The sequence below is a fragment of the Pigmentiphaga sp. MLSB6-MA01 genome (assembly GCF_058793475.1).
The window spans coordinates 93,005-111,059 of record NZ_JBXAFV010000014.1 but is presented as its reverse complement, the minus strand read 5'-3'; the positions used below and the strand labels follow the sequence as shown (position 1 = coordinate 111,059).

Sequence of the window (18,055 nt, the reverse complement as noted above, 5' to 3'; positions counted from 1 at the left end):
GTCACATTCGACTATTTTTTGACTTAACTGTCAATACGCGTAGAAATTCAGACACCAGTGTCAAAAATGTTCATGGACATACCCATTTTCCCTGGGAAGACGGGGTTTCGACATGCCATAATCGGCTCCTGGGCCGGCACCCGCTCCGGCCTCATATCCTGGAAAGTCCCTATCCGTGAACGAGCTTCCCACCAAGGCAACGATGAAAGGGGAAGTCCTGCGCGGCGCCATCCTGGACGCCGCGGCCAAGCTCTTCATCGAACGCGGCACGGGCGGCACCAGCATGCAGGACATCGCCGAATCGCTGGGCCTGAGCCGTACCGCCGTCTACTACTACTTCAAGAACAAGGACGCGATCCTGCGGGCGCTGACCGAGGAAATCCTGACCTCGGCCCGGGAACTGGCCAATGCCGCCGTTTCCCGCCAGGACCGCGATCCGGCCGAGGCCCTGCGGGAGCTGGTCACCGACTACGCCAACCTCATCCTGTCGCGCCCGGCCGAATTCCGCGTGGCCGACCGTAACGAATCGGACCTCACGCAGCGGCAGCGCGCTTCCATGCATACGGCCCGCCGCAGCGTGCTGGCGGATTTCAGCGGCATCATCGAGCGCGGCATCCAGCTCGGCCATTTCCGCATGGCCGACCCCCACGTGGCGGCCTTCGGACTGATCGGCATGTGCAACTGGACGGCATGGTGGTTCAAGCCCAATGGACGCCTCGGCCAGCAGGAAGTGGCCGAGGCCATCGCCGACATGGCCATCCATGCCCTGCGGCGCGACGAGTCGCGCCGGGCGCGGGTGCCCGACGTGAAAGAATCCTTGCGGCTGCTGCGCGAGGACCTGGCCTACCTGGAAAAACTGGTGGTGCCCGACGAGGAAGCCCCGGCCGGCCAGCGCAAGTAACTGCCCGCCAGGTCACGGAAAGCCTCCGCGCCCGCATCGGCGCCGGTCTCCTCGGTCAGCAGCCTTCCGACCTCGCCCGCCAGATCGCGCGCCTGACGCGCGTCCAGGAACAGCAGGCGCGAGCGGCGGGCCAGCACGTCTTCGACCGTGCGCGCATACTCGTGGCGCGCGGCGAAACGCACCATCGCCTCGGTCAGGCCTCCGCCCAGCTCGCGGTCCGCGCCCGGCAGGGCACACACGGCGTCCTGTTCGCTGCCATACTCCCATAGCCCGGGGGCATCGCCGATGCGGTGCCTGCCGGCCTCGGCGCCCACCAGGGGATGATCCGCCGTCACGCAGCGGCCGGCGGACGTCAACAGCCCGGCATCCAGGCAGGTGTCCAGCGTATCCTGGGCCATCGCGCGATACGTCGTCCACTTGCCGCCCGCCACGGTGACCAGCCCATCGGCCTCGACGTGCACCATGTGTTCACGGCTGACATCCTTGGTACTGGCGGGTCCGGGCGGCCGGACCAGCGGGCGCAGGCCCGCCCAGGCGCTGGAGACATCCTCCGCGCCCGGCGCGCGCGCCAGGTAGCGCCCCGCCTCGCCCAGCAGGAAATCGACCTCTTCGGCCAGCGGACGCGGCTCCAGCTCCAGGCTGGGGCGCGGAGTGTCGGTGGTGCCAATGACGGTCTTGCCCATCCACGGCAGCGCGAACAACACCCTGCCGTCGCGCGTGCGGGGGACCAGCAGCGCCCGGTCCCCGGGCAGGAAATCGCGCGCCACGACGACGTGCGCGCCCTGGCTGAACAGGATCGTTTCCCCGGCACCTTCCGCGCGGGCATCCAGACGCCGCACGGCGTCGACCCAGATGCCCGCGGCATTCACCACGCATGCCGCCCGCAGGGCATACGAGCGGCCCGTCTCGCGGTCTTCGCAGCGCACGCCGGCCACCCTGCCCTGCTCGCGGATCAGGCCGACCGCCGCGCAATGATTGACCAGCAGCGCCCCCTCGCGCGCCGCGGTACGCGCCAGCGCGATCGCCAGCCGGGCGTCGTCGAACTGGCCGTCCCAGTACTCGATGCCGCCGCGCAGCCCCTGCGTCCGCAAGCCGGGCTGCCGGGCCACGACCTCTCTCGCGTCCAGCCAGCGCGTGCGCCCCAGGCCCGCCTTGCCGGCCAGGACGTCATACAGGACCAGGCCCGCGCCGTAGTAAGGCCTTTCCCAGAAACGGTAGGCAGGCACGACGAAAGGCAGCGGCTGAGCCAGGTGAGGCGCATTGCGCAGCAGGATCTGCCGTTCGCGCAGGGCCTCGCGCACCAGCGGGAAATTGCGCTGCTCCAGGTAGCGCACGCCTCCGTGCACGAGCTTGGTCGCGCGCGAGGAGGTGCCCTTGGCGAAGTCGTGGGCTTCCACCAGCACCACGCGCAGGCCCCGGGTGGCCGCATCCAGCGCAACCCCCAGGCCGGTGGCGCCGCCGCCTATCACCGCCACGTCGTAGTCGCGGGCGTCGGCCAGGCGGGCAAGCAGTCCGGCGCGGTCGGTAGGCAGGGGGGCCTGCGTGGACGCCATCAGGGCCGGGCCCAGGCGCGGGCGCGCGCGACGGCTTCGCGCCAGCGCTCGACCTTGGCACGGCGCGCGGGCTCGGGCATCGAGGGTTCGAAGCGCCGGTCCAGTTCCCACTGCGAGGCGACCTCCGCCCCGTCGCTCCAGAACCCCGTGGCCAGGCCCGCCAGATAGGCCGCGCCCAGGGCCGTGGTCTCGGTGACCTGGGGCCGCACCACGGGCACGCCCAGGAAATCGGCCTGCATCTGCATCAACAGGTCGTTGCCGCAGGCGCCGCCATCCACCCGCAGTTCCCGGATGGCCAGGCTGGAATCCCCCATCATCGCGGTCAGCGCATCGGTGGCCTGCAGCGCGATCGACTCCAGCGCCGCGCGGGCGATGTGGGCACGGGTCGTACCGCGCGTCAGGCCGATCAGCGTGCCGCGCGCATAGGCGTCCCAATCGGGCGCGCCCAGCCCGGTGAAGGCCGGCACCAGGTAAACGTCGCCCGAGTCGGCCACGCTGGCGGCCAGCGGCTCGACCTCGGGCGCGCTGGCGATCATCTTCAGGCCGTCGCGCAGCCACTGGATGGTGGCGCCCGCCATGAACACCGACGCCTCCAGGCAATAGGCGGTGCGCGTGGTGGGATCGGCCGCGGCCGGCCCCTGCCAGCCGACCGTGGCCACCAGCTTGTTGTGGCTGGGCATCGGGACGGTGCCGGTATTCATGAGCATGAAGCAGCCGGTGCCATAGGTGTTCTTGACCATGCCGGGCTCGAAGCAGGCCTGCCCGAACGTGGCCGCCTGCTGGTCACCCGCCACGCCCGCGATCGGCACCGCCGCGCCGAACAGATCGGGGTCGGTCTCGCCCAGCACCGCGCACGACGGCACCACGGCGGGCAGCACGCTGGCCGGGATGTCGAACAGGTCCAGCAGTTCCTCGTCCCAGGCCATGCGATGGATGTCGAACAGCAGCGTGCGCGAGGCATTGCTGGCATCGGTCGCGTGCACGCGGCCATTGGTCAGCTTCCAGATCAGCCAGGCATCGACGGTGCCGAACGCCAGTTCGCCGTTGCGCGCACGCTGCCGGGCGCCCGGCACGTGGTCCAGCAGCCATTGCAGCTTGGTGGCGGAGAAATAGGCATCCAGCACCAGCCCGGTCTTGCGCTGGATCAGCGCCTCCAGACCTTCCCGGCGCAACTGGTCGCAGCGCTCGGCCGTGCGGCGATCCTGCCAGACAATGGCGTGGGCCACCGGCTTGCCGGTGATGCGATCCCACAGCACCGTGGTCTCGCGCTGGTTCGTGATGCCGATGGCGATGGCCGGGGCGCGCGAATAGCCATTGCCCACGAGCGACGTGGGCGCCCGCGCCAGGCAGGCCCGGGCGACGGCCAACTGCGACGCCCAGATGTCCTCGGGGTCGTGCTCGACCCAGCCCGGACGGGGGAACAACTGGGGGAACTCCTTCTGGGCGACCGCGACGACCTGCCCGGCATGATCGATCAACAGGGCCCGCGAACTGGTCGTGCCCTGGTCCAGCGAAAGGATGTAGCGCATACGGAGGAAACCTGGTGAAACCTGCGTTGCGTGGACGCGTCGGCCAGGACGCAGGCAGATGGTAGCGCGAGCGCCGCCCGCGCGCACCTGGCCCGGCCGGACCCCGGCGGCCATTCGCAACACAGTCAGGGATGCGTTTGAGTGGGCCCCTTCGGGCAGGACCTAGGCCGCTGGCGTCGAATCGGCCGCCCGCTGCGCCGCGGGCGGGCGCAGCAGCATCGCGCACAGGACCGCGGCCACCGCGCCGCAGGCGGCCCCCAGGGCGAAGGCCAGCTGGTAGCCACCGCCCAGCGCGGCGGCCTCGGCGGCGCCCCGCCCCAGCAGGACGTTCGTCCGCGCCGCCGCCAGGCTGGCCAGCACGGCCAGGCCCAGCGCGCCGCCCATCATGAACGAGGTGTTCACCACCCCCGAGGCCAGCCCGGCATCGCGGGGATCCACGTCGTTCATGGCCGCCAGCAGCATGGGGTTGAACGCGATGCCCGCGCCCAGGCCCAGCAGCGACATGGCCGGCAACACGTCGATCAGGAACTCGCCCTGGATCGGCGCCCGCGCGAACAGCGCCAGCCCCACCGATGCCAGCGCCAGCCCGCAGGCCAGGGGCGCGCGAATGCCGAAGCGCATCACCAGCCGGGCCGACAGGCCAAGCGAGAACACCGCCATGATGATGTTGGCCGGCAGGAAGGCCAGTCCCACCTGCATCGGGCTGTAGCCCAACACCACCTGCAGGTACAGCGCGGAAATGAAGAAGGCGGCGAACATGGCGGCGGCCCACAGCACGCCCGCCGCGTTGGCCGTGGCCACGTTGCGCAGCCGGAACAGCCCCAGCGGCATCAGCGGCGCGCGCACCCGGGCCTCGATGGCCAGGAAGGCCGCCAGCAGGACGGCGGCGGCGCCCAGCATGCTCAGCGTATGGAACGAGGTCCAGCCGCGTTCATTGCCATTGACCACGGCATACACCGCCAGCATCAACGAGGCGGTGATCGTCGCCGCGCCGGCCAAGTCCAGCCGCTCGCCAGGCTGCCCGCCCTTCGCCGGCAGCAGCGTCATGCACAGGCCGTAGACGGCCGCGCCTATGGGCAGGTTGACCAGGAAAATCCAATGCCAGCTGAGCACGCTGGTCAGGAGCCCCCCCAGCAGCACCCCTATGCTGCCGCCCCCCGCGCAGACGAAGCCGTAGACCCCCATGGCCTTGGCACGGTCCTCCTGCCCGGGGAACAGCGTCATGATCAGCGACAGCGCCACCGCGGAGACCACCGCGCCGCCCAGGCCCTGCACCGCCCGCGCCGCCACCAGCAGGGCCTGGGACTGGGCCAGCCCGCAGGCCAGCGAGGCCAGGGTGAACAGCGCGATGCCGGCGACGAACAGCCGCCGGTGCCCGTACAGGTCGCCCAGCCGCCCGCCCAGCAGCAGGAAGCCGCCGAAGGTCAGCATGTAGGCGTTGACCACCCAGACCAGGGCGGTCTCGGAGAACTTCAGGTCGTCGCGGATGGAGGGCAGCGCGACGTTGACGATGGTCGTGTCCAGCACGATCATCAACACGCCCAGGCACAGCACCATCAAGGCCAGCCAACGCTTGCGGCGGTCGAGGTCGACATTCACGGATGAACTCCTCGCGCCGGCGCGCGACATGGCGGAATGGAAGGAGACGACAAATGTGTACAGCGTACACAAAATAACAGGACAGAAGGGGCGACGTCCATCGGAACATCGCCCCCTCGCCTCGATTGTTGCCGTCGAAATACGGGAATCGCGGTCAGCGGATGACCATGTTGTCCCGGTGCATGAGCTCGGGTTCTTCCATGCTGCCCAGCAACACCTCGATCTGGCTCGACGGCTGGCGCATGATGCGGCGGGTGGCGCCGGAAGAATAATTGATGAGCCCGCGCGCCAGCTCCTTGCCGGACGCATCCACGCAGGCCACGACGTCGCCGCGGTCGAACTCGCCCTCGACCGCCGTCACGCCTATGGATAGCAGGCTCTTGTGGTCGCGGGTCAGCGCCAAAGCCGCGCCTTCGTCGACCGTGACACGGCCGCGCAGTTGCAGATGATCGGCGATCCACTGCTTGCGCGCCGACAGCAGCGGCAGCGAAGCGCGCAGCTCGGTGCCGATGCAGGTCCCGTCCGCCAGCCGCACCAGTACCTCCGGCTCGCGGCCCGACGCGATCACCGTATGCGCACCGCTTCCCGCCGCCCGCTTGGCGGCCAGGATCTTGGTCAGCATGCCGCCCTTGCCCAGGCTGCTGCCGGCGCCGCCGGCCATGGACTCCAGCTCGGGATCGCCCGCGCGCGCGTGGGATACGAACTTCGCGTCGGGATTCCTGCGCGGATCGGCCGAGTACAGCCCCGCCTGGTCCGTCAGGATGATCAGCGCGTCCGCCTCGATCAGATTGGTCACGAGCGCGCCCAGGGTATCGTTGTCGCCGAACTTGATCTCGTCGGTGACCACCGTGTCGTTCTCGTTGATGATGGGCACGACGCCCAGGCGCAGCAGCGTGAACAGCGTCGACCGCGCGTTCAGGTAGCGCGTGCGGTCCGACAGGTCTTCGTGGGTGAGCAGGATCTGCGCGGTATGCAGCGCATGCTCGGCGAACACGCTTTCGTAGGCCTGCGCCAGGCCCATCTGGCCCACCGCCGCGGCCGCCTGCAGTTCGGGCACCAGGGTGGGCCGTTTTTCCCAGCCCAGGCGCAGCATGCCTTCCGCGATGGCGCCGCTGGACACCAGGACGACTTCCTTGCCCAGTGCGCGCAGGTACGCGATCTGTCCGGCCCAGCGCAGCAGCGCCCGCCGATCCAGGCCGCGGCCCTCGTCGGTGACCAGCGAGGAGCCTACTTTGATCACGAGCCGCCGGGCGGCGGCGATCACGGAAGTGCTATTCATCGAACGCCGAGAAGCGAATTAAGACAAGGAATCGATCAGCAGGATATCGTGGAATTCAATCGCCATCGCCACCGCCCTCGCCCCCCTCCCCGCCGGCATCGCCACCGTCGGAGTCAGGCGCATCCTCGGGCGTCTGGGCTCCCGCATCGCCGCCATCGGCCGGCGCGCGGCGCGGGGAGCGGCGGCGGGGAAGCGCCGGCTTGGGCGCGGGTTCCGGGGCGGCCACGAAGCGCCGGTCTTCGTCGAAAGCCTGTTCGGCCTCGCGTTGCTCATCCAGCCAGTTCTGAACGGCCCAGGCCAGGTCCTGGGTACCGTCGCCAGCCAGCGCGGAAATGCAGAATACCGGACCGTCCCACCCGAACTCCAGGCAGAACGCCTCTTTCAGGCCCTGCGGATCGTCCACCATGTCGACCTTGTTGAGCACCAGCCAGCGCGGCTTCTCATACAGGGCCGGATCATAGCGGCGCAGTTCCTCGACAATGGCGCGCGCCTCGCGCACGGGATCCACCGTGGGATCCATCGGCGCCACATCCACCAGATGCAGCAGCAGGCGCGTGCGCGACAGGTGGCGCAGGAACTGGTGCCCCAGTCCGGCGCCCTCGGACGCGCCCTCGATCAGCCCCGGAATGTCGGCGATCACGAAGCTGCGTTCAGCGTCGGTGCGCACCACGCCCAGATTCGGATGCAAGGTGGTGAACGGGTAGTCGGCCACCTTGGGCCGGGCGTTCGACAGCTTGCGGATCAGCGTGGACTTGCCGGCATTGGGCATGCCCAGCAGGCCGACGTCGGCCAGCACCTTCAACTCCAGCCGCAGCTTGCGCTGTTCGCCGGGGCGCCCCTGGGTGAACTGCCGAGGCGCGCGGTTGGTGCTGGACTTGAAGTGCAGGTTGCCCAGGCCGCCGTTGCCCCCGGCCGCCAGCACGACCTTCTGGCCATGCGTGGCCAGGTCGAACAGCAGCTCGTTGGTCTCGGCGTCGTACACCATGGTCCCTACCGGCATGCGCAGCGTGATGTCGCTGCCGCCGGCGCCATAGCGGTCGGAACCGCTGCCCTGCTCGCCGCCCTGGGCGCGATGCAGGCGGGCGTAACGGTAGTCGATCAGCGTATTGATGTTGCGGTCGGCCACGGCGTACACACTGCCGCCCCGCCCGCCATCCCCGCCATCGGGTCCGCCAAAGGGGATGAATTTCTCGCGGCGAAAGCTCGCCACGCCATTGCCGCCCTTGCCGGCAATCACTTCGATGGTGGCTTCGTCGACGAATTTCATGCCCCCCCCTACGCGCTTCGCGCGCCCCCCAGGGGGCGATGCGGGTGGACCGGCAAAGCCGGATCCACCGCATCCCGGGAGGTGCGGCGGCGGGGTTTCAAAGACTCAAGAGAAATGATCGTACAAGCACTGATACTAGTGCGATCATAAAAAAAAGCCCCCACGCGTAACATCGCGCAGCGGCACTATTTTTTCCAGGGCGCCAAAGCGCCCCGCAACCACATACCCTACCCTACGAAGCCGAGCCCATATCTGGGGCACAGCGGATCTGGCTCCGCCAGTCCGCCCGTGCCGCCCCTCGGGGCCCGGCGCCGGGCCGCCCCAAGGCGGGCCCCGGCCCCCTCGGGGGGCTGCCGCGTAGCGGCTGGGGGCTCACCATGCCGGGCGCGCGTCAGCGCGTAGGGGGGATCTATTACACAGGATCGATCGAGACGGTATGCTTGCGCAGGGCGCCCTTGACCGCGAACTGCACCCGGCCGTCGACCAGCGCGAACAGGGTGTGGTCCTTGCCCACGCCGACGTTGACGCCGGGGTGGAAACGGGTGCCGCGCTGGCGCACGATGATCGAGCCAGCCGGGATCAACTCACCGCCGTAGGCCTTGACGCCCAGGCGTTTCGCTTCTGAGTCGCGGCCGTTCCGTGTGGAACCGCCGCCCTTTTTCTGTGCCATGTTTGCACTCCTGCTTGTTCGTTACCGATTCTTGCCTACATTCCGGTGCCCGGCCGCGCCGGGCTCCGATCAGGCGGAAATGGTGCCGATCTGGATTTCGGTGTAGTTTTGACGGTGGCCTTGGCGCTTCTGGTAGTGCTTGCGCCGACGCATCTTGAAAATGCGGACCTTGTCGTGGCGACCGTGTGCAAGAACCTTGGCCGTGACCACGGCACCGGACAGAAGAGGCGCGCCGATCTTGAGTTGATCGCCTTCGCCCACTGCCAGGACCTGGTCCAGCGTGATCTCTTGCCCAATGTCTGCCGGTATCTGTTCTATCTTCAGTTTTTCGCCAGCGGCAACGCGATACTGCTTTCCGCCGGTTTTTATGACCGCGTACATGGGATGACCTCTTGGGTTGTTCAAAGCTTCAACCCCCAATGGGGGTCGAACCATAGACTATAACCGGAGTTGTGCCGGAACGTCAATCCCGCCCTCGCCCCGCGCACAGCCCCGGTATAATTTGGTTGCCACGGCGCTTTCGGGCGCCCCCGCCCGAAAGCGGGCCCTGTCACTCTGCCGCCGGTTGTTGCATCTCGGCTTTTGTTGCAAATCTGGCCGGAAACGGCCAGCCTACCCACGGATTCCTCTTGAGCCTGCCGACCCTGTTCGCCCCCATCGCCGACGACATGCAGCGCGTCGACGCCGTCATCCGGGCACGACTCGACTCCGACGTCCCGCTCATCCGCACCATCGCCGACTACATCATCGGCGCGGGCGGCAAGAGGATGCGCCCCGCCCTGCTGCTGATGGTCGCCCGGGCGCTGGGATACGAGGGGCAGCAACATCACCTGCTGGCCGCGGTCGTGGAATTCATCCATACGGCCACGCTGCTGCACGACGACGTGGTCGACGAGTCGGCGCTGCGGCGGGGCCGCGCCACGGCCAATGCCGTCTTCGGCAACGCCGCCAGCGTGCTGGTGGGCGATTTCCTGCATTCCCGCTCGTTCCAGATGATGGTCGAGACCGGCTCGGTCCGCGTCATGCAGATCCTGGCCGACGCCACCAACGTCATCGCCGAGGGCGAGGTGCTGCAACTGCTCAACGTGCACGACCCGCTGGTGACCGAGGAACGCTACCTGCAGGTGGTGCGCTACAAGACCGCCCGGCTGTTCGAGGCCTCGTCCCAGCTCGCCGCGGTGCTGGCGGGCGCCTCGCCCGCGCAGGAGGCCGCGGCGGCGGAGTACGGCCGACGCGCCGGCACGGCCTTCCAATTGATCGACGACGTGCTCGACTACAGCGGCGAGGCCGAGGCGCTGGGCAAGAACCTGGGCGACGATCTGCGCGAGGGCAAGCCCACGCTGCCGCTGATCCGCCTGCTGGACGTCGGCACGCCGGCACAGCAGGCGCTGGTACGCACCGCCATCGAAAACGGCGAGGGCGACTTCGCCGCGGTCGCCGCCGCCATCCGGGAGTCGGACGCCCTGGATTACACCCGCGCCCGGGCCCAGGCCGAGGCCGATGCGGCGGTCGCGGCGATTTCCAGCTACCCCGTTTCCGCTTTCCGCGATTCTCTGCTAGAATTCTGCGCTTTCGCGATCAACCGAGATCGCTGAAAGAAAAACGGCCTGCCGGGCAAGTTGTTCAGCCCGTATCCGGTAGGCCGGACCGACAAGTCGGGGCGTAGCTCAGCCTGGTAGAGTACTGCGTTCGGGACGCAGGAGTCGGAGGTTCGAATCCTCTCGCCCCGACCATTGATCTGGTCGACAAGCCTGTAGCCAGGCACGCAAAACGCACAGCCCTGGCTGTGCGTTTTTGTTTGTACCGGTGCGGACCTCTACTGCGTATTGCGGCCCGCCATGGCGTCGGCATAGCGGTCCCAATGACGCACGCGATAGACCAGGTCCGACGCCTTGGCGCCGGCCGGGCCGCCACCCGAGCAGAGCACGCCGTTGCGCAGCAGATGCTGGATCGTATTGGGCAGCAGCGGACGCCACTCGTCGTGCACCGGGCGCTGCCAGCCGGCCCCCGGCCGGTACAGGGCCACCGTGCGCCACTCCCGCGTTCCACAGCGGACCGACTCATACGAAATGTTCTCCGCCCCCATATCGCTCACGGCACGCAGCGTATAGCGCACGATCAGGCCCGGGGCGATCTGGATGGAGCGCGGATCCACGCCGAAACGGAAACGTTCGTTGCGCGACAGGCCTTCGACCGGCAGCACGTCGGCCTCGGTGGGCACCGGCGGGAGTTCCGCCTTCAGCGCTTCCCATCCCGCGTCGGGCAGGGTGCGCTGGGCATCGATGTCGTCCAGCAGGTAGTTGCCTTCGCCCCGCGGCTGGCTGCCGCAGGCGGCGAGAAACAGGGCCAGGCATCCCGCGCCGGCCCAGGCGGCGGCACGCACGGCCCGGCGGACGGGCCGCGCCGGGCGCATCCCGGCGTACTGACTATGCATAAATGTTTTCCCTATACAGGTTGCACCCGACACGATACCCGAACGCCCGGAGCGAGGGTCGCGGCGGGCGTTCAGGCCTCGGGCGCTTCCCTGGACAGGGACGCCTGTGGTTCGCCCTGGCCGCGCCGGTGCGAACCGATGTGCTGGCGCAGGTACCGGGTCTCGTGGTTCCGGCGGAAGAGCACGACCGCAAGCTCGTTCAAGGCCAGCGTATACACGTCGCGCTTGAATTCGATGACCGACTCCAGCGGGACCCAATAGGAACTCCAGCGCCACGCGTCGAATTCCGGATGCGACGAGGCGCGCAGGCAGACATCGCAGTCGCGTCCCTGCATGCGAAGCAGGAACCAGATCTGCTTCTGCCCTTTGTAGTGCCCGCGCCATTCACGCCTGACGAAGTGATCGGGCACGTTATAGCGCAACCAGTCGCGTGTTCTACCCAAAATGCGGACATGCTCGGGCCGCAGGCCCACTTCTTCGTGGAGCTCGCGGAACATCGCCTGGACAGGGCTTTCACCATGCTTGATGCCGCCCTGCGGAAACTGCCAGGAATGTTCGTTGACGCGCTTGCCCCAGAAGACCTCGTTCTTCTGGTTGACGAGGATGATGCCGACGTTGGGACGGTAACCTTCACGATCCAGCATGAGCCACCCCAGCGATTCTCATACAATTGAGTCAATTATAGGCCCAGGGGGCCAAACTCGTATCCACCCACGTGAGCACCGCAATGCGCGCATCGCAGTTCCATATCGGCACCCTCAAGGAAGCACCGTCCGACGCCGAGATCGTCAGCCACCAGCTCATGACCCGCGCGGGCATGATCCGCAAGCTGGCCGGCGGCATCTACAGCTACATGCCCATCGGCCTGCGGGTCATCCGCAAGGTCGAGGCCATCATCCGCGAGGAAATGAACCGCGCCGGCGCGCTTGAGCTGCTGATGCCGGTCGTGCAGCCCGCCGAGCTGTGGATGGAATCAGGCCGCTGGGAACAGTACGGTCCCGAGCTGCTGCGCATGAAAGACCGCCACGGCCGCGATTTCGTGCTGCAGCCCACCTCGGAGGAAGTCATCACCGACATCGCCCGCAACGAGATCCACAGCTGGCGCCAGCTTCCCAAGAATTTCTACCACATCCAGACCAAGTTCCGCGACGAGCGCCGGCCGCGCTTCGGCGTCATGCGGGGCCGCGAGTTCACGATGAAGGACGCCTACTCCTTCGACCGCGACGAAGCCGGCGCCCAGAAGAGCTACGACGCCATGTACGACGCGTACATGCGCATCTTCGCCCGCATGGGCCTGACCTTCCGCGCCGTGGCGGCCGACACCGGCTCCATCGGCGGCACGCGCAGCCATGAATTCCAGGTCATCGCCGACACCGGCGAGGACCTCATCGTCTACAACCCCTCCACCCAGTACGCCGCCAACATCGAGCTGGCCGAGGCGCCCTGCCTGGTCGCCCGGCGCGCGGCGCCCGGCCGGGCGCTGGAGAAGACCCCCACTCCCGGTGCCACCAAGTGCGAGGCCGTGGCCGAGCTGCTGGGCCTGCCGCTGGCCAGCCACGTGAAATCCCTCGCGCTGGCGGTCGAGCCGCAAGAGGCCGGCAAGCCGGTCCAGATCTGGCTGCTGCTGCTGCGCGCCGACCATGAACTGAACGAGATCAAGGCCAGCAAGATCCCCGGCCTGGACCATGGCTACCGCTTCGCCACCGATGCCGAGATCGTCGAGCACTTCGGCTGCGTGCCCGGCTTCATCGGACCCGTGGGCACCGCCAAGCCCGTCAAAGTCGTGGCCGACCGCACCGTGGCCAATCTGCACGACTTCGTCACGGGCGCCAACCAGGCCGACCACCACTACGTGGGGGTGAACTGGGGACGCGACCTGCCCGAGCCCGACCTGGTGGCCGACCTGCGCAACGTCGTCGACGGCGACCCGTCGCCCGATGGCAGCGGCCCGCTGGCGATCCAGCGCGGGATCGAAGTCGGCCACGTGTTCTTCCTGGGCACCAAGTATTCCGAGGCGCTCAAGGCCACCTACCTGGACGAGACCGGCAAACCCGCGCTGCTGCAGATGGGCTGCTACGGCATAGGCGTCACGCGCCTGCTGGGCGCCGCGATCGAGCAACACCACGACGGGCGCGGCATCATCTGGCCACGCGCGCTGGCGCCGTTCGAAGTGGTCGTCTGCCCGGTGGGCTGGGGCAAGAGCGAAGCCGTGCGCGAGGCCGCGACCAAGCTCTACGAAGGCCTGAAGGAAGCAGGCGTCGACGCGATCCTGGACGACCGCGACGAGCGCCCCGGCGTGATGTTCGCCGACTGGGAACTGATCGGCGTGCCGGTCCGCGTCACCATCGGCGACCGCGGCCTGAAGGACGGGCTGATCGAACTGCAGGGACGCCGCGACGAGGCCGCCGCCAAGATCCCCGTGGGCGAAGCGCTGGCCGCCACGCTGGCCCGGCTGGCCTAACTCGAGCCGCCATTCATCACCGCCGTAGTCCTTGGCGGGCGGGGCGATCCGCTCCGCCCGCCAAGGACGGGTCAAGAACGCCGCCCCTGGCATCCCTGGCCATCCAGAGGCCTGTTGACGCCAAGCCGACCGACCCCGGCTATTCCAGCCGGATGTTGCGCGTCCGGACGACCTCGGCCCATTTGTCGCGCTCGTGGGCGATGAATGCCGAAAACTGGGCGCGCGACATGGGCGGGGACACCAGTCCCGACTCCTGCATGTAGCGCCGCACCGCCGGCGCCTGCAAGGCCTGCGCCACGTCGCGATGGATCTTGTCCTGGATCGCCGCCGGCGTCGCGGACGGCGCGAAGAACCCGAACCAGCTCCCCGACACCACGCCCGGCACGCCGGCCTGCACCACCGTGGGCAGGTCCGGCGCATCGGCCAGGCGCTCGTCCGCGGCCACCGCCAGCGCCCGCAGCTTGCCCTGCCTGGCCAGGGACAGCGAAGCGGGGAAATGGAACATCGCATCGACATGGCCCGCCAGCAGATCGGTCAGGGCCGGCCCCGCCCCCTTGTAGGGCACGTGCAGAATGGAAATGCCCGCGCGGGACGCGAGCAGCTCGGCGGTGAGGTGCGGGCTCGAGCCGTTCCCGGTCGAGGCGAACTTCACCTCGCCTGGCCGCGCCTTCGCATAGGCGACCAGCTCGGCCACCGACTGGACGGGCAGGCCCGGCCGCACGTAGAGCACATTGGGCGCGGTACCGCCCATCGCCACCGGCGACAGGGCATCCGCCTCGTAGGGCAGCGACTTCATCAGGATCTGGTTGGTGACCAGGCCCGTACTCGTGAACAGCAAGGTGTGGCCATCCGGCTGGGCGCGGGCCACCTGCGCCGTGCCGATGGTCGTGCCGCCACCGCCCCGGTTTTCGACGACCACGCTCTGCTTCCATGCCTGGCCCAGCTCGGCCGCCAGTTGCCTGACCAGCCCGTCGGTCAGGCCGCCCGGCGGATAGGGCACGATCACCTGGACCGTACGTCCTGGAAATCCCGCCGCGGGCGGCTCGGCGGCCCGGACATCCCCTCCGGCCCACGCCGCGGCCACCACGCAGAACACCCCGCCGACCCTGCGCCCCACCTTTTCCAGAATGATCATTGAACGTCTCCTTGGCTATACGGTCATCGGCGCCACTGGCGGGCGCCTGCATATGATTGATTACGTCAACCATATAGTTGATAGTATCCACAAACAGGGGCGCTCACAATCCCGGCGGCACGAGGCCTGCATCGGAATCCGGCCACCGTCTTTCATCATGGTGAAATGTTCCCCCCCCAGACTTCGCGGCTGGTTACTGGGGAGAACCTCTATGATCCGCGCCAAGACAACTCTGTGCGCTCTGGCCGTGACCTGCCTGGTCACGGCATGTTCCAGCGATGACGACAACAACGGCACGACGCCGCCCGTAGTTCAGACACCCAAGAACGTCCTGTTCTTCCTGGGCGACGGCATGGGCATCACGACGCTGACCGCCGCCCGCATCTACAAGGTCGGCGAAGACGGCAGCCTGACCATCGACACCCTGCCGGAAACGGCGTTCGTCCACACCTACTCGAACGACGCCCAGGTGACGGACAGCGCGCCGTCCATGTCCGCCTACATGACGGGCGTGAAGATGAACAACGAGGTGGTGTCCATGAGCGCCGCCACCAAGGCCGCCGACGCCAGCGGCAAGCCGTACCACACGAACTACGACGCCACCTGCCCGAGCGGCAACGGCGCTCCGGTCGACACCCTGCTCGAACTGATGAAGGCCAAGGGCTACGGCACGGGCGTGGTCACCACCACCCGCATCACGCACGCGACGCCCGCCGCCACCTATTCCCACGTCTGCCACCGCGATGCCGAAAACACCATCGCCGCGGCCCTGGTGCCCGGCGGCGCCGGCTTCAACGCCCGCCTGGGCGATGGCGTGGACGTGATCTTCGGCGGCGGCACGGACTACTTCGTCCCCAAGGAAGACGGCGGCAAGCGCAACGACAAGCGCAATCTCGTCACCGAGCTGAAGGCCAAGTACAGCTACGCCGCGAACAAGGCCGACTTCGACAAGCTGCCCGTGGACGGCACCCGGATCGCCGGCCTCTTCACGAAGGGCCACATGGCCTATGACCTGGACCGCGATGCCTCCAAGGAACCCAGCCTGGCCGAGATGACCGGCAAGGCGATCGACGCGCTGGCCGCGAAAAAGAAGGGCTTCTTCCTGATGGTGGAAGGCGGCCGCATCGACCACGCCCTGCACGCCACCAACGCGCGCCGCGCGCTGCAGGACACGGTGGCCTTCGACGACGCCATCAAGCTGGCGCTGGACAAGATGCAGAAGGCCGATCCGGGCCTGAAGAACACGCTGATCGTCGTTACCGCCGACCACGACCACACGCTGCAGATGAACGGCTACGCCGCGCGCACCGGCAAGACCGAGCCGGGCAAGCCCGGCGTGCTGGGCCTGGTCAAGAATTATGTCGGCCCCGCCACGCCGAGCAAGGACGTGGACGGCAACCCGTACACCATCATCGGCTTCGGCAACGGTCCCAAGCGCCTGGCTGCCCGCGGCCCGATCGACGACACCGCGCTGGAAGACAAGAACTACCTGCAGGAAGCCGTGATCCCGATGGACCCGGCCAGCGATTCGGAAACGCACGGCGGCGCCGACGTATTCCTGGGTGCCACCGGCCTGGGCGCCGACCAGTTCTCGGGCGTGATCACGAATACCGACGTATTCGGCCTGATCCGCAAGGCGGTCGAGCTTTGATGGACGACGGATCCGCACATCGACCGATACAGCCTAAGGATACGACCATGAACCGCAATCTCCGCAAGACCCGCCTTGCCGCCCTGCTCGCCCTGCCGCTGCTGGCGGGCGCCAACTTCGCCCACGCCGCGAGCGAAGCCAAGAACGTCATCTTCTTCCTCGGCGACGGCATGGGCCCGGTCACCGTGACGGCCGCGCGCATCTACAAGGGCGAAAAGCAGCTCGCCGCCAAGCCCGGCTCGCTGACCAGCTCCGAGCGCGCCAAGCTGACGATGCAGTCGCTGCCCTACGCCGCGCGCGTCAAGACCTTCTCGCTGGACGGCCAGACCACCGACAGCGCGCCCTCCATGGCGGCCTACATGACCGGCGTGAAGATGCGCAACGAAGTGATCTCCATGTCGTCCGACACGACGGCGGTGGACGCCTCGGGCAGCCAATACATCAACGGCGAAGACACCACCTGCCCCGCCACCAACGGCACGCCCGCCGAGACGCTGCTGGAGCTGTCCAAGGCCAAGGGCCGCTCGGTCGGCGCCGTCTCGACCACCCGCGTCGGCCACGCCACGCCGGCCGCGACCTACGCCCACGTCTGCAACCGCAATGCCTACAACACCATCGCCGAGCAATCCACGCCCGGCCATGCGCGCTACAACGCCAAGCTGCTCGACGGCATCGACGTACTGATGGGCGGCGGACAGCGCAACTACCTGCCCAAGTCCGTCAACCCCAGCAGCAAGCGCACCGACGACGTCAATCTGGTCTCGGCCTTCCAGGCCAAGGGCTATGCCTACGTCGACACCGGCACCAAGCTGCGCGCGCTGAACGTCGGCTCCACCACCAAGCTGCTGGGCCTGTTCTCGCAAAGCGAAATGGCCTACGAACTGGACCGCGTCAAGCCGGCCCTGGGCTACGACCAGCCCAGCCTGGCCGAAATGACCGAGAAGGCGCTGGGCGTGCTCAGCAAGAACGACAAAGGCTTCTTCCTGATGGTGGAAGGCGGCCGCATCGACCACGCCCTGCACGGCACCAATGCCAAGCGCGCGCTGGAAGACACCCTGGCCTTCGACACCGCCATCCAGACCGCGCTGGACTTCATGGAGAAGAAGGATCCGGGCCTGAAGAACACGCTGGTGGTGGTCACGGCCGACCATGACCACGCCATCGCGTTCAACGGCTACCCCAAGATCGGCAACCCCATCCTGGGCACGGTCAAGGGCTACAGCGACAACAAGACCGCCCTGGCGGCCGACGGCAAGCCCTACACCACCCTGGTGTTCGGCAACGGCGGCCGTCCCAACGCCAGCGGCTCCAGCCAGGTCAACCCCGAAGACGGCAACAAGCCCTGGATCGCGCCGGCCCGCGGCGCCTCGCGCGAGGACCTGAGCGGCGTCGACACCTTCGACGACAACTTCCTGCAGGAAGTGGGCATCGTCCTGGGCACGCCCGGCGCCGAGACCCACGGCGGGGGCGACGTGATGCTGTTCGCGGGCGGAGCCGGCTCGAAGATCTTCAAGGGCACGCTGGACAACACCAAGGTGTTCGGCAAGGTCCGCGAAGCGGCCGGTCTGTGATACAC

Annotated in this window: 15 protein-coding genes and 1 tRNA gene; 6 read left to right on the top strand and 10 right to left on the bottom strand. The window is 68.0% G+C overall.

Translation table 11 applies throughout. The features are described from left to right. Positions 1–175: 175 nt before the first annotated feature. On the top strand, positions 176–901 hold the full coding sequence (locus AC1Q6E_RS21625; RefSeq protein WP_492573495.1) for a TetR/AcrR family transcriptional regulator: 726 nt from the start codon (positions 176–178) through the stop codon (positions 899–901). Here AC1Q6E_RS21625 and AC1Q6E_RS21620 read toward each other — a convergent pair. The 7 genes from AC1Q6E_RS21620 to rplU form a co-directional block, all read right to left on the bottom strand. Then, positions 844–2,454 carry a glycerol-3-phosphate dehydrogenase/oxidase gene (locus tag AC1Q6E_RS21620; RefSeq protein WP_492573494.1) on the bottom strand — a complete coding sequence of 537 codons (1,611 nt, stop codon included), beginning with the start codon at positions 2,452–2,454 and terminating at the stop codon, positions 844–846. The two genes, AC1Q6E_RS21625 and AC1Q6E_RS21620, sit on opposite strands and share 58 nt — an antisense overlap. Then, positions 2,454–3,983 (bottom strand): glycerol kinase GlpK, encoded by a 1,530-nt coding sequence (gene glpK, locus AC1Q6E_RS21615; protein ID WP_152793856.1) that lies wholly within the window; start codon positions 3,981–3,983, stop codon positions 2,454–2,456. Before glpK ends, AC1Q6E_RS21620 begins: the two co-directional genes overlap by 1 nt. Before the next feature lie 162 nt (positions 3,984–4,145). Continuing rightward, entirely contained in the window at positions 4,146–5,540 is a 1,395-nt protein-coding gene (locus tag AC1Q6E_RS21610) for an MFS transporter (protein ID WP_492573525.1), read from the bottom strand. Positions 5,541–5,736: 196 nt separating this feature from the next. Continuing rightward, positions 5,737–6,861 carry a glutamate 5-kinase gene (gene proB / locus AC1Q6E_RS21605; protein ID WP_152793854.1) on the bottom strand — a complete coding sequence of 375 codons (1,125 nt, stop codon included), beginning with the start codon at positions 6,859–6,861 and terminating at the stop codon, positions 5,737–5,739. A gap of 55 nt (positions 6,862–6,916) precedes the next feature. Continuing rightward, a complete protein-coding gene (obgE, locus tag AC1Q6E_RS21600) occupies positions 6,917–8,128 on the bottom strand; it encodes a GTPase ObgE (protein WP_492573493.1) in 1,212 nt (403 codons plus the stop codon). Positions 8,129–8,540: 412 nt separating this feature from the next. Then, positions 8,541–8,798, bottom strand: coding sequence for a 50S ribosomal protein L27 (gene rpmA / locus AC1Q6E_RS21595; RefSeq protein ID WP_087841667.1), 258 nt, complete (start codon positions 8,796–8,798; stop codon positions 8,541–8,543). 69 nt (positions 8,799–8,867) lie between these two features. Further along, positions 8,868–9,179 (bottom strand): 50S ribosomal protein L21, encoded by a 312-nt coding sequence (rplU, locus tag AC1Q6E_RS21590; RefSeq protein WP_087841668.1) that lies wholly within the window; start codon positions 9,177–9,179, stop codon positions 8,868–8,870. Between the two features lie 248 nt (positions 9,180–9,427). Between rplU and ispB the strand changes: the two genes are divergently transcribed. Beyond that, complete coding sequence (ispB, locus tag AC1Q6E_RS21585) at positions 9,428–10,393, top strand: octaprenyl diphosphate synthase (protein ID WP_152793852.1); 966 nt, start codon at positions 9,428–9,430, stop codon at positions 10,391–10,393. 61 nt (positions 10,394–10,454) lie between these two features. After that, positions 10,455–10,531, top strand: a tRNA-Pro gene (locus AC1Q6E_RS21580). An 83-nt stretch (positions 10,532–10,614) separates the two neighbouring features. Here the strand turns inward: AC1Q6E_RS21580 and AC1Q6E_RS21575 are convergent. Together AC1Q6E_RS21575 and AC1Q6E_RS21570 are read right to left on the bottom strand one after the other, a co-directional pair. Beyond that, positions 10,615–11,232, bottom strand: coding sequence for a CNP1-like family protein (locus AC1Q6E_RS21575; RefSeq protein WP_296556925.1), 618 nt, complete (start codon positions 11,230–11,232; stop codon positions 10,615–10,617). Positions 11,233–11,303: 71 nt separating this feature from the next. Then, positions 11,304–11,876 (bottom strand): RNA pyrophosphohydrolase, encoded by a 573-nt coding sequence (locus AC1Q6E_RS21570; RefSeq protein ID WP_152793850.1) that lies wholly within the window; start codon positions 11,874–11,876, stop codon positions 11,304–11,306. Between the two features lie 83 nt (positions 11,877–11,959). On the opposite strand from AC1Q6E_RS21570, the gene AC1Q6E_RS21565 reads away from it, so the two are divergent. After that, a complete protein-coding gene (locus AC1Q6E_RS21565) occupies positions 11,960–13,693 on the top strand; it encodes a proline--tRNA ligase (RefSeq protein WP_492573492.1) in 1,734 nt (577 codons plus the stop codon). Positions 13,694–13,832: 139 nt separating this feature from the next. On the opposite strand, the gene AC1Q6E_RS21560 is transcribed toward AC1Q6E_RS21565, so the two are convergent. Next, positions 13,833–14,828, bottom strand: coding sequence for a Bug family tripartite tricarboxylate transporter substrate binding protein (locus tag AC1Q6E_RS21560; protein WP_152793848.1), 996 nt, complete (start codon positions 14,826–14,828; stop codon positions 13,833–13,835). A 211-nt stretch (positions 14,829–15,039) separates the two neighbouring features. Between AC1Q6E_RS21560 and AC1Q6E_RS21555 the strand changes: the two genes are divergently transcribed. Together AC1Q6E_RS21555 and AC1Q6E_RS21550 are read left to right on the top strand one after the other, a co-directional pair. Then, positions 15,040–16,479 carry an alkaline phosphatase gene (locus AC1Q6E_RS21555; RefSeq protein WP_296556923.1) on the top strand — a complete coding sequence of 480 codons (1,440 nt, stop codon included), beginning with the start codon at positions 15,040–15,042 and terminating at the stop codon, positions 16,477–16,479. Between the two features lie 47 nt (positions 16,480–16,526). Further along, complete coding sequence (locus AC1Q6E_RS21550) at positions 16,527–18,050, top strand: alkaline phosphatase (RefSeq protein WP_152793846.1); 1,524 nt, start codon at positions 16,527–16,529, stop codon at positions 18,048–18,050. Positions 18,051–18,055 lie beyond the last annotated feature (5 nt).

Bases quoted from the DNA above. Each gene is read 5' to 3' on its own strand.
- AC1Q6E_RS21570 (WP_152793850.1), bottom strand. From the start codon at position 11,876: ATGCTGGATCGTGAAGGTTACCGTCCCAACGTCGGCATCATCCTCGTC.
- AC1Q6E_RS21565 (WP_492573492.1), top strand. From the start codon at position 11,960: ATGCGCGCATCGCAGTTCCATATCGGCACCCTCAAGGAAGCACCGTCC.
- AC1Q6E_RS21575 (WP_296556925.1), bottom strand. From the start codon at position 11,232: ATGCATAGTCAGTACGCCGGGATGCGCCCGGCGCGGCCCGTCCGCCGG.
- glpK (WP_152793856.1), bottom strand. From the start codon at position 3,983: ATGCGCTACATCCTTTCGCTGGACCAGGGCACGACCAGTTCGCGGGCC.
- AC1Q6E_RS21550 (WP_152793846.1), top strand. From the start codon at position 16,527: ATGAACCGCAATCTCCGCAAGACCCGCCTTGCCGCCCTGCTCGCCCTG.
- obgE (WP_492573493.1), bottom strand. From the start codon at position 8,128: ATGAAATTCGTCGACGAAGCCACCATCGAAGTGATTGCCGGCAAGGGC.
- AC1Q6E_RS21620 (WP_492573494.1), bottom strand. From the start codon at position 2,454: ATGGCGTCCACGCAGGCCCCCCTGCCTACCGACCGCGCCGGACTGCTT.
- rpmA (WP_087841667.1), bottom strand. From the start codon at position 8,798: ATGGCACAGAAAAAGGGCGGCGGTTCCACACGGAACGGCCGCGACTCA.
- AC1Q6E_RS21560 (WP_152793848.1), bottom strand. From the start codon at position 14,828: ATGATCATTCTGGAAAAGGTGGGGCGCAGGGTCGGCGGGGTGTTCTGC.
- AC1Q6E_RS21555 (WP_296556923.1), top strand. From the start codon at position 15,040: ATGATCCGCGCCAAGACAACTCTGTGCGCTCTGGCCGTGACCTGCCTG.
- proB (WP_152793854.1), bottom strand. From the start codon at position 6,861: ATGAATAGCACTTCCGTGATCGCCGCCGCCCGGCGGCTCGTGATCAAA.
- AC1Q6E_RS21610 (WP_492573525.1), bottom strand. From the start codon at position 5,540: ATGGTGCTGTGCCTGGGCGTGTTGATGATCGTGCTGGACACGACCATC.
- rplU (WP_087841668.1), bottom strand. From the start codon at position 9,179: ATGTACGCGGTCATAAAAACCGGCGGAAAGCAGTATCGCGTTGCCGCT.